The 11,319-nt window shown below is 69.8% G+C and carries 10 protein-coding genes; all 10 read left to right on the top strand.

Translation table 11 applies throughout. From position 1 onward, the window contains the following. Positions 1-49: 49 nt before the first annotated feature. The 10 genes from murC to dnaE all read left to right on the top strand — a co-directional run bounded on the left by murC (position 50) and on the right by dnaE (position 11,304). Positions 50-1,453 carry a UDP-N-acetylmuramate--L-alanine ligase gene (gene murC, locus IEX31_RS01845; RefSeq protein ID WP_188741714.1) on the top strand — a complete coding sequence of 468 codons (1,404 nt, stop codon included), beginning with the start codon at positions 50-52 and terminating at the stop codon, positions 1,451-1,453. A 13-nt stretch (positions 1,454-1,466) separates the two neighbouring features. After that, on the top strand, positions 1,467-2,447 hold the full coding sequence (locus tag IEX31_RS01840) for a cell division protein FtsQ/DivIB (protein WP_188741713.1): 981 nt from the start codon (positions 1,467-1,469) through the stop codon (positions 2,445-2,447). Positions 2,448-2,627: 180 nt separating this feature from the next. Next, positions 2,628-3,824 (top strand): cell division protein FtsZ, encoded by a 1,197-nt coding sequence (gene ftsZ, locus IEX31_RS01835; RefSeq protein ID WP_188741712.1) that lies wholly within the window; start codon positions 2,628-2,630, stop codon positions 3,822-3,824. Between the two features lie 31 nt (positions 3,825-3,855). Beyond that, positions 3,856-4,527: a YggS family pyridoxal phosphate-dependent enzyme gene (locus IEX31_RS01830; RefSeq protein WP_229662025.1), complete on the top strand. Its 672-nt coding sequence runs from the start codon at positions 3,856-3,858 to the stop codon at positions 4,525-4,527. 33 nt (positions 4,528-4,560) lie between these two features. After that, entirely contained in the window at positions 4,561-5,034 is a 474-nt protein-coding gene (locus IEX31_RS01825; RefSeq protein ID WP_188741711.1) for a cell division protein SepF, read from the top strand. 5 nt (positions 5,035-5,039) lie between these two features. Further along, a complete protein-coding gene (locus IEX31_RS01820; protein ID WP_188741710.1) occupies positions 5,040-5,357 on the top strand; it encodes a YggT family protein in 318 nt (105 codons plus the stop codon). A gap of 114 nt (positions 5,358-5,471) precedes the next feature. After that, a complete protein-coding gene (locus IEX31_RS01815) occupies positions 5,472-6,146 on the top strand; it encodes a DivIVA domain-containing protein (protein WP_188741709.1) in 675 nt (224 codons plus the stop codon). Beyond that, positions 6,136-6,795, top strand: coding sequence for a signal peptidase II (gene lspA, locus IEX31_RS01810; RefSeq protein ID WP_229662024.1), 660 nt, complete (start codon positions 6,136-6,138; stop codon positions 6,793-6,795). The genes IEX31_RS01815 and lspA overlap by 11 nt, the downstream gene beginning before the upstream one ends. A 2-nt stretch (positions 6,796-6,797) precedes the next feature. Continuing rightward, on the top strand, positions 6,798-7,718 hold the full coding sequence (locus IEX31_RS01805) for an RluA family pseudouridine synthase (protein WP_188741708.1): 921 nt from the start codon (positions 6,798-6,800) through the stop codon (positions 7,716-7,718). Positions 7,719-7,833: 115 nt separating this feature from the next. Then, the gene (gene dnaE, locus IEX31_RS01800) at positions 7,834-11,304 is read left to right on the top strand and encodes a DNA polymerase III subunit alpha (RefSeq protein WP_229662050.1); all 3,471 of its coding nucleotides are present in this window, start codon (positions 7,834-7,836) and stop codon (positions 11,302-11,304) included. The last annotated feature ends 15 nt before the right edge of the window (positions 11,305-11,319 follow it).

Genomic DNA, 11,319 nt, shown 5'->3' with positions numbered 1-11,319 from the left:
ATCCGCGATCCCGAGCCCCGACCGCACCCGAGGAAGAAGCCGCCGCACCGTGACCATCAAGCCCGACCCGAACGCCGAGATCCCCGCCGAGCTCGGCAACGTGCACTTCGTCGGCATCGGCGGCTCGGGCATGAGCGGCATCGCCCGCCTGTTCCTGGGCGACGGGCACCGGGTCACGGGCTCCGACGTGCGGGACTCCGACAACATCGCCGCGCTGCGCGCGCTCGGAGCCGAGATCGCGATCGGGCACGACGCCGCGAACCTCCGCGACGACGTCGACACGGTCGTGGTCACGGGCGCGCTCTGGCAGGACAACCCCGAGTACCGGCTCGCCCTCGAGCGCGGGCTCCCGGTGCTGCACCGTTCGCAGGCCCTCGCGGCGCTCATCGCGGGGCGTCGGCTCGTGTCGATCGCGGGCGCCCACGGCAAGACCACGTCGACGGGCATGATCATCACGGGCCTGCTCGCCCTCGGCGCCGACCCGAGCTTCGTGAACGGCGGCGTCATCGAGGAGCTCGGTACCAGCGCGGCATCCGGACGTGGCGAGCTCTTCGTCGTCGAGGCCGACGAGTCCGACGGCTCGTTCCTGCTGTACGACACGTCGGTCGCGCTCGTCACGAACGTCGATCCCGACCACCTCGACCACTACGGCTCGCTCGAGGCGTTCGAGCAGGCGTTCGTCGACTTCGCCGACCGGGCGCGCGAGTTCGTCGCGATCTCCTCCGACGACTCCGGGGCGAAGCGGGTCGCGGCCCGACTGTCGCACCAGCGCGTCATGACGTTCGGCGAGGCGGCGGATGCCACGGTGCGGGTGCACGACATCGAGACCGACGGTCCCGTCTCGTTCGCGATCGACTTCGAGGGCGCCGAGTACCGGGCGACGCTCCGGATCCCCGGCCGGCACAACGCCATCAACGCGGCCGGCGCGTTCACGGTGCTCGTGGGACTCGGGTTCGATCCTGCGGCTTCCCTGGACGGGATCGCCCGGTTCGCCGGCACGGGCCGTCGCTTCGAGCTGCACGGCACGGTCGGCGGCGTCAGCGTGTACGACGACTACGCGCACCACCCGACCGAGGTGGCGGCGGCACTGGCAGCGGCGCGCACGGTCGTGGGCGACGGCCGCATCATCGCCGTGCACCAGCCGCACCTGTACAGCCGCACCCGGCTGTTCGCGAAGGAATTCGCCGAGGTGCTCGAGCGATACGCCGACGAGACCGTGGTGCTCGACGTGTACGGCGCGCGCGAGGATCCCGAGCCGGGCGTCACGGGCGCGCTCGTGAGCGAGCGCTTCGCCGATCCCTCGCACGTCGCGTTCATCTCCGACTGGCAGCAGGCCGCCGACCACACCGCCCGCATCGCGCGCGACGGCGACTTCGTCGTGACGCTCGGCTGCGGCGACGTCTACCGGATCGTGCCGCAGCTGATCGGCTCGCTCGAGCGGGAGCGCGGATGAGGATGCGCCGGGCGTGAAGCGGCCCCAGGGCTTCGACCGTCCGACGCCGAGGGCGTCACGGGCGGGGTCCGACGTGCCGGATGCCTCCGAGGCGACCGTGCGGTCGTCGCCGCGCACCTCGGCGAAACCATCGCCGTCGATCGTGGCGATGGCCGACCGCGTGGCGACCGAGCCGATCCCGGTGATCGCGACGTCGGTCGAACCAGAGCGCGACGGCCTGCCTCGCGACGCGCGCGCCGCGAAGCGGGCGCTCGCGGCGGCGGCGCGGGAACGGCGGCGCTACGAGCGGCAGGAGGTACGACGCTTCACCAGGCGCACACGTCGCCGGCGCGTCGCCTGGGCGGTCGTGATGGGGTCGATCGCCGCGCTCGTCGCCGTGGTCGCGATCGGCGCCTACTCGCCGCTCATGGCGTTGCGCGAGGTGCGCATCGAGGGTTCGCAGCGCGTGCCCGCCGCCGAGCTGCAGGCGGCGTTCGCCGACGTCATGGGCACGCCGTTGCCGCTCATCGACTCGGGCGAGGTGCTCGCCGTGCTCTCCGAGTTCCCGCTCATCGAGACGTATGCGACCGAGACGATCCCGCCCGGCACGCTCGTGGTGCGCATCGTCGAGCGCACCCCCGTCGGGGTCGTCGAAACGGGCTCCGGCCTCGAGCTCGTCGATGCGGCCGGGGTGGTCATCGACCGCCCCGCCGAGCGCCCAGAGGGGCAGCCGCTCATCGAGGTCGACGGCGGGGTGGCCGACGAGGGGTTCCGTGCGGTCGCCGCGGTCGTGCGCAGCCTTCCAGCCGAGGTGCGCGCGCAACTGACCCGGGCGACGGCGGCCACCGCCGACGACGTACGGCTCGAGCTCGCAGGCGGCGCGAGCGTGGTCTGGGGGAGTGCCGAGGACTCGGCGCAGAAGGCGGCGGTCCTCGCCCAGCTCATGCGCGCTGCGCCGCCCGACGCGGTCGCGACCTACGATGTGTCGGCGCCGACGAGCGCCGTCACGAGGTGATCCGCCCGCGGAGCGGACACTCCGGCGGAGCGGAAACGACCGGCGGATCGCGACACGCGGGCCGACCTTGACGGTCACGGCCCGGGCGGCACCTACCTTCGGAAGAGGAATTGCATACTCAGCAAAACTTTAACCTTCGACTAGAGGTTCAAGGTTCAGAGCTCGCACGGAAGGCCGGTCATGTCGACAAACCAGAACTACCTCGCCGTCATCAAGGTCGTCGGCATCGGCGGCGGCGGTGTCAACGCCGTCAACCGCATGATCGAGCTCGGCCTTCGCGGAGTCGAGTTCATCGCCATCAACACCGACGCGCAGGCGCTGCTCATGAGCGACGCCGACGTCAAGCTCGACGTGGGGCGGGATCTCACGCGCGGCCTCGGCGCCGGAGCCGATCCCGAGGTGGGCCGACGCGCCGCCGAGGATCATGCCGAGGAGGTCGAGGAGGCCCTGGCCGGCGCCGACATGGTCTTCGTCACGGCCGGCGAGGGCGGCGGCACCGGAACCGGCGGCGCCCCCGTGGTCGCCCGCATCGCCAAGTCCATCGGCGCACTCACCATCGGCGTCGTGACGAAGCCCTTCGGCTTCGAGGGCAAGCGCCGCCAGACCCAGGCCGAGCAGGGCGTTGCGCGGCTGAAGGAGGAGGTCGACACCCTCATCGTCGTGCCGAACGACCGCCTGCTCGAGATCAGCGACCGCGGCATCTCGATGCTCGAGGCGTTCGCGACGGCCGACCAGGTGCTCCTCGCCGGTGTGCAGGGCATCACCGACCTCATCACGACGCCCGGCCTCATCAACCTCGACTTCGCCGACGTCAAGTCGGTCATGCAGGGCGCCGGCTCCGCCCTCATGGGCATCGGCTCCTCGCGAGGCGCCGACCGCGCGATCAAGGCGGCCGAGCTCGCCGTGGCCAGTCCGCTACTGGAGGCCTCCATCGATGGGGCGCACGGCGTGCTGCTGTCGATCCAGGGCGGCTCGAACCTCGGCATCTTCGAGATCAACGACGCCGCCCGGCTCGTGCAGGAGGCCGTGCACCCCGAGGCCAACATCATCTTCGGCGCCGTCATCGACGACACGCTCGGCGACGAGGTGCGGGTCACGGTGATCGCGGCGGGCTTCGACGGCGGTGAGCCGAACGCGAAGCCGCAGCCGGCCGAGGCCAGGCGCACGAGCTTCGTGCCCGCGACCGTCGGCGCGAGCGTCGGAGCGTCGGCGATCGGCGGCGAGACGGCCGACGTCGTCGGGGAGATCGACATCGACGAGCTCGTCGAGACCGCGAACTGGGGCGAGGCGCCGACGGCCGCCGCCGACCAGATCGTGTCCGACCCGGCCTTCGACGACGACGGCGACGACCTCGACATCCCCGACTTCCTCAAATGAGCCGACGCGCGACGGTCGAGCGGGAGCGCCCGTGAGCGCCCTCGCCGACCGGCTCGCGGCCGTGCAGGGCAGTGTCGCGGATGCCGCGCGCGATGCGGGCCGCGGCCTCTCCGAGATCACGACCATCGTCGTGACGAAGTTCCAGCCTGTCTCGCTCATCGCGGAGCTCGCGTCGCTCGGCGTGCGAGATGTGGGAGAGAACCGGCACCAGGAGGCGAAGGTGAAGGCGGAAGCCCTGGCCTACCTCGGGTTGCGCTGGCACTTCGTGGGGCAGCTGCAGTCCAAGAAGGCACGCCAGGTTCGCGCCTACGCGTCGGCCATCCACTCGGTCGACCGAATGTCGCTGGTCGACGCGCTCCGCTCGGACGAGGCATCCGTCGACTGCTTCGCGCAGGTCGACCTCACCGACGATCCCGGCCGGGGCGGCGTCGCCCCCGATGGACTCGAGGCCCTCGTCGAGCACGTGCTCGAGACCCCCGGGCTGCGCCTTCGCGGACTCATGGCCGTCGCGCCGCTCGGCGAACCCGCCCGGCCCGCGTTCGCACGGGTGCGGCTCCTCTCCGAGCGCATCCGCGCAATCGCCCCCGACGCGACCGATCTGTCCATCGGGATGTCCCACGATTTTCGCGAGGCGATCCTGGAGGGCGCGACACACCTGCGTATCGGGACCGCAATCACCGGGAATCGGCCGGACGCCGGTTAGCCTCGAAGAGACGGAACACAGACGGAGGCAGCGATGTCGAACCCGCTCAAGAAGACCATGGTCTACCTCGGACTCGCGGACGAGGAGTTCGAGCCCGAGCCCGAGCAGGCACCCGCGCCCGCCGCACCCATCGTGCACGCCGTGGCCCCCGCACCGAAGACCGGAGCGGCCGTCACGCCGCTGCGACGGCACCCTGTCCAACCGACCCCAGCCCAGGCGGAGATGAACGAGATCCTCACCGTGCACCCGCGTCAGTACCGTGACGCCCAGGTGATCGCCGAGTCCTTCCGCGAGGGCGTGCCCGTGATCATCAACCTCTCCCAGATGTCCGACGGCGACGCACGACGGCTCATCGACTTCGCGAGCGGCCTCTCCCAGGGCCTCTACGGCAAGATCGAGCGAGTGACGAGCAAGGTGTTCCTGCTCTCGCCGGCGCACGTGGTCGTCTCGGGCGAGGCGGGCGAAGCCGAGGGCGACGTCGACGCGTCGTTCTTCACGCACGCGTAGCCGCCGTGGGCGCACTCGTCGTCGTCTGGAACATCCTCTACACGCTGCTGCTCATCTACTTCTTCGTGATGTGGGCGCGCTTCGTGCTCGATCTCGTGCGCACGTTCAACCGGTCGTGGCGACCGCGTGGTCCATGGCTCGTGACCGTGGAGGCCGTGTACACGGTCACGGACCCCCCCGTGCGTTTCTTCCGGCGGCTCGTGCCGCCGATACGCATCGGCCAAGTCGCACTCGACCTCGGGTGGAGTCTCGCCATGCTCATGGTCATCATCGCGATGACCGTGGTGTCATGGTTGGCGGACCTCGCACAGTCGAGCGGCTGACGATCTCCTCGAGGGCGGCGTGCCGATGCATCCGGCACTGCGACCTGCGGAAGGTCTTTGCTACCTTTAGCTGAACGTGATCGAACAGTTCGACAGATTCGAGGGTGGGAAGCCATGGCGCTAACTCCGGAAGATGTGGTCAACAAGCGCTTCCAGGCGACGAAATTCCGGGAGGGCTACGACCAGGACGAGGTCGATGACTTCCTCGACGAGGTGGTCGTCGAGTTGCGCCGGCTGAACCAGGAGAACGAGGAACTGCGTCAGCGGCTCGCCGCTGCCGAGGCCCGTGCCGCGGAGGCCCGCAAGGGCGCCCCCGCCGCGCCGGCCCCTGCCGCGGTGTACGCCGCGCCGGCCGCGCCGCCGCCCACGGTGGCCGTGCCCACTCAGGCGCCCGCCCAGCATTCAGAGCTCGACGAGCAGACCTCGACCACGAACCTGCTCCAACTCGCACGCCGCCTTCACGAGGAGCACGTGCGCGAGGGCGTCGAGAAGCGAGACGCGCTCATCGCCGAGGGGCACGCGACGGCCGCGCGCGTGGTCGCCGAGGCAGAGGCCAAGCAGCGTGCGCAGATGGGCGTCCTCGACCAGGAGCGCATCGCGCTCGAGAAGCGGGTCGACGAGCTGCGCGTCTTCGAGCGCGAGTACCGGCAGAAGCTGAAGAGCTACATCGAAGGCCAGCTGCGCGAGCTCGACACTGCCGCACCCGTGCAGGTCACGGGCAGCCAGGGCTTCTCGGCGCCGGTGATCGAGCAGACTCCGGCTCCGACCTTCCAGGGCTTTGGCGGCTGAGCGGGCCGCGAAGGTCGGCACCGCAACCGCACTCCTCATCGTGGTGGCCGCCGCCCTCGTGGTGTACGGCCTCGACCAGTTGAGCAAGTACCTCGTCGTCATGAACCTCACCGAGGGCGAGACCGTGCCGGTGCTCGGCACGCTGCTGGAGTGGCAGCTCGTGCGAAATCCGGGCGCGGCGTTCTCGCTCGCGAGCGGCATGACGTGGATCTTCACCATCCTCGCGGCGGGGGTGATCACGTTCATCGTCTGGTTCGCCCGTCGCATCCGCTCGATCGCGTGGGCGCTCGTGTTCGGACTCCTGCTCGGCGGCGTGCTCGGCAACCTCACCGACCGGCTGCTCCGCGAGCCGAGCTTCGGCCTGGGCCACGTGATCGACTTCATCTCGACCCCGTGGCTCATCCCCGCCATCTACAACGTCGCCGACATCGCCATCGTCTCGAGCATGGCGCTCTTCATGCTGCTCACCATCCGCGGGGTCGGGCTCGACGGCACGCGTGAGTCCAAGCGAGCGGATGCCACGCCCGACGCCGCCCCGGACGCCGGCGTCGACTCACTGGGGCCGACCTCGACGGAGGGCACCGACGCCGACACCCCGGGCGACGGGCGGACGCCGCTCGCCGGAACGCCCCGCGCCGCCGAGTCCTGAGCATGGAGCATCGTTCCTTTCCCGTGCCCGACGGGCTCGACGGCGTGCGTGTCGACCAGGGCCTCGCGAAGCTCCTGGGCTTCTCCCGCACGCAGGCGGCCGACATCGCCGCGGCCGGCGGCGCTTCGCTCGACGGGGCGCCTGTGGACAAGTCCGACCGCCTCCGGGGCGGCGCCTGGCTCGACGTGAGCTGGGAGCCGCCGCGCACCCTCGAGGTTGAGGCGATCCCCGTGCCCGACCTCGGCATCGTGTACGACGACGACCACTTCGTGGTGGTCGACAAGCCCGCCGGCGTGGCGGCGCATCCGTCGCTCGGCTGGGAGGGCCCCACCGTGGTCGGCGCACTGGTCGCCGCCGGGTACCGCATCTCCACGTCGGGCGCGCCCGAGCGGCAGGGGGTCGTGCACCGGCTCGACCAGGGCACGAGCGGCCTCATGGTGGTCGCGAAGTCCGAGCGCGCCTACACCGACCTGAAGCGCCAGTTCCACGACCGCGAGGTCGAGAAGATCTACCACACCGTGGTGCAGGGCCATCCCGACCCGCTCGCGGGCACGATCGACGCGCCGGTCGGCCGCCACCCGCGCTCGGAGTGGAAGTTCGCCGTGGTGGCGGGCGGTAAGCACGCCGTGACGCATTACGAGACGATCGAGGCGTTCCCGCACGCATCGCTGCTCGAGGTGCACCTCGAGACCGGCCGCACGCACCAGATCCGCGTGCACATGGCCGCGCAGCGGCATCCGTGCGTGGGCGACTCCATGTACGGCGCCGACCCGACGCTCTCGGCCCGGCTGGGCCTTGCACGGCAGTGGCTGCACGCGTACCGGCTGTCGTTCGCGCACCCGGCCACGGGGGAGTGGACGAGGTTCGAATCGGACTATCCGGCCGACCTCGCCCACGCGCTCGAGGTCCTGCGGCAGGATTGAAGGTGGGTGGTCGACCCTAGACTGGGAGGCCCCCGCCCAGCTCGCAGCAACACCGAAGAGGAGCGCAGTGGCCGCCGATTCCTTCGTGCACCTGCACGTGCACAGCGAGTACTCGATGCTCGACGGCGCGGCCAGGATCGGGGAGCTCATCCAGAAGGCCAAGGACGAGGGCATGCCCGCCGTCGCGGTCACCGACCACGGCAACGTGTTCGGCGCCTACGACTTCTGGAAGCAGGCGACGGATGCCGGGATCAAGCCCATCATCGGCACCGAGGCCTACGTCACCCCGGGCACCCACCGCAGCGACAAGACGCGCGTGCGCTGGGGCAACGGCGGCGGCGACGACGTGTCGGGCTCCGGCGCATACACGCACATGACGCTGCTCGCCGAGACCACCGAGGGCATGCACAACCTGTTCCGCCTCTCCAGCCGCGCGTCGATCGAGGGCTACTACTTCAAGCCGCGCATGGACCGCGAGCTGCTGCAGACGTATGCGACGGGCCTCATCGCGACCACAGGTTGCCCGTCGGGCGAGGTGCAGACTCGGCTTCGCCTCGGCCAGTACGACGAGGCGCTGAAGGCGGCATCCGACTACCGGGACCTCTTCGGCCGCGAGAACTACTTCGCCGAGATCATGGACCACGGGCTCGCCATCGAGCGGCGCATCATGGACGACCTGCTGCGGCTCGCGAAGCAGCTCGACCTGCCGCTCGTCGCGACGAACGACCTGCACTACACGCACGCGCACGACGCGAAGAGCCACGCGGCGCTGCTCTGCGTGCAGTCGGGATCCACGCTCGACGACCCGAACCGATTCAAGTTCGACGCGGACGACTTCTACCTGAAGACCGCTGCCGAGATGCGGCACGTCTTCCGCGACCACCCCGAGGCGTGCGACAACACGCTCCTCATCGCCGAGCGGGCGAACGTGCAGTTCAACACGAGCGCCAACTTCATGCCGCGCTTCCCCGTGCCAGCGGGCGAGAGCGAGGAGAGCTGGTTCGTGAAGGAGGTCGAGCGGGGCCTGCACGTGCGGTACCCGAACGGCGTCCCCGCCGAGGTGCGCCGGCAGGCCGACTACGAGGTGGGGGTCATCTCGCAGATGGGATTTCCCGGCTACTTCCTCGTCGTCGCCGACTTCATCAACTGGTCGAAGAACAACGGCATCCGCGTCGGCCCGGGCCGCGGCTCCGGCGCCGGCTCGATGGCGGCGTACGCCATGCGCATCACCGACCTGGACCCGCTGCAGCACGGGCTCATCTTCGAGCGGTTCCTGAACCCCGATCGCGTGTCGATGCCCGACTTCGACGTGGACTTCGACGAGCGCCGCCGCGGCGAGGTCATCAAGTACGTCACCGAGAAGTACGGCGACGAGCGCGTCGCCCAGATCGTGACGTACGGCACCATCAAGGCCAAGCAGGCCCTGAAGGACTCGAGCCGCGTGCTCGGCTTCCCGTTCGGCATGGGGGAGAAGCTCACCAAGGCCATGCCGCCGGCGATCATGGGCAAGGACATCCCGCTCTCGGGCATCGTCGACCCGAAGCATCCGCGGTACAAGGAGGCCGGCGACATCCGGGCCATCATCGAGACCGACCCCGAGGCCAAGACGGTCTTCGAGACGGCGCTCGGGCTCGAGAACCTGAAGCGCCAGTGGGGCGTGCATGCCGCGGGCGTCATCATGTCGAGCGACCCGCTCATCGACATCATCCCGATCATGAAGCGGGAGCAGGACGGCCAGATCGTCACGCAGTTCGACTATCCCGCGTGCGAGTCGCTCGGCCTCATCAAGATGGACTTCCTGGGGCTTCGCAACCTCACCATCATCGACGACGCGCTCGACAACATCGAGGCGAACCGCGGTTTCCGGCCCGTGCTCGAAGACCTGCCGCTCGACGACCCCGAGGCGTACGCGCTGCTCTCGCGAGGCGACACCCTCGGCGTCTTCCAGCTCGACGGCGGGCCCATGCGTTCGCTCCTCCGGCAGATGAAGCCCGACAACTTCGAGGACATCTCGGCGGTCATCGCGCTCTACCGCCCCGGGCCCATGGGCGCGAACTCGCACATCAACTACGCGCTGCGCAAGAACGGGCTCCAGCCGATCACGCCCATCCATCCCGAGCTCGAGGACCCGCTGAGGGACATCCTCGACACCAGCTACGGCCTGATCATCTACCAGGAGCAGGTCATGGCGATCGCCCAGCGCGTCGCCGGGTTCTCGCTCGGACAGGCCGACATCCTGCGCCGGGCGATGGGCAAGAAGAAGAAGTCCGAGCTCGACAAGCAGTACGAGGGCTTCTCGAACGGCATGAAGGCCAACGGCTACTCGGATGCCGCGGTCAAGACGCTGTGGGACATCCTGCTGCCGTTCTCCGACTACGCCTTCAACAAGGCCCACTCGGCCGCCTACGGCGTGCTGAGCTACTGGACGGCGTACTTGAAGGCGCACTTCCCGGCGGAGTACATGGCCGCGCTCCTCACGAGCGTCGGCGATGCGCGCGACAAGCTCGCGCTCTACCTCAACGAGTGCCGGCGCATGGGCATCAAGGTGCTGCCACCCGACGTGAACGAGTCGATCGGCTTCTTCGCCGCGGTCGGCGACGACATCCGGTTCGGGCTCGGTGCGGTGCGCAACGTCGGCTTCAACGTCGTCGACGCGATCCGGGCCGCCCGCGAGGAGAAGGGCCGATTCGAGTCGTTCCACGACTTCCTGAAGAAGGTGCCGGTGCAGGTCGCGAACAAGCGCACGGTCGAGTCACTCGTCAAGGCGGGCGCGTTCGACTCGCTCGGGCACACCCGGCGTGCGCTCGTCGAGATCCATGAGGGCGCCGTCGAGTCGGTGGTGAAGGAGAAGCGCGCCGAGGAGGTCGGCGACATCGGATTCGACTTCGACAGCCTGTTCGAGGACCACGAGCGGGAATCGGTGCCGTCGCTCGTGCCCGACCGACCGGAGTGGGCCAAGCGCGACAAGCTCGCGTTCGAGCGCGAGATGCTCGGCCTGTACGTGTCCGACCACCCGCTGGCGGGCCTCGAGGCGCCGCTTGCCAAGCACGCCTCGACGACGATCACCGAGCTCGTGAGCTCGGATGCCACGCAGGACGGCGACACCGTCACGATCGCCGGCCTCGTCACCAGCGTGCAGCACCGCGTCGCGCGCCAGAGCGGCAACCAGTACGGCATGATCCAGGTCGAGGACTTCTCGGGCGAGATCACCGTGATGTTCATGGGCAAGGCCTACCAGGAGTTCGCGCCGGGCCTGAAGGGCGACTCCGTCGTCGTCGTCCGCGGCAGGGTCAGCCTGCGCGACGACGGCATGAACCTGCATGCCCACAGCGTGTTCTCGCCCGAGCTCGGTCAGGGCGACGAGTCGGGACCCGTGGTCATCTCGCTGCCCGACGTCCGCGCCACGACCGACACGATCGCGGCGCTCGGCGACGTGCTCATCCGCCACCGGGGTGACACGGAGGTGCGGCTCAGGCTGCTCAAGGGACGCACCGCGCGCGTGTTCGAGCTCCCGTACCCGGTGCGGGTCACCGCCGACCTCTACGGCGAGCTCAAGAGCCTGCTCGGTCCGAACTGCCTGGTGTGACGCGCCCCGAGGTCG

Origin of the sequence: Agromyces bauzanensis (assembly GCF_014645655.1) — a bacterium.
In the GTDB taxonomy this organism is placed as follows: Bacteria; Actinomycetota; Actinomycetes; order Actinomycetales; family Microbacteriaceae; genus Agromyces; species Agromyces bauzanensis.
Note: the sequence above shows the minus strand (reverse complement) of the source record. Positions and strands in the feature narration are given on the sequence as shown.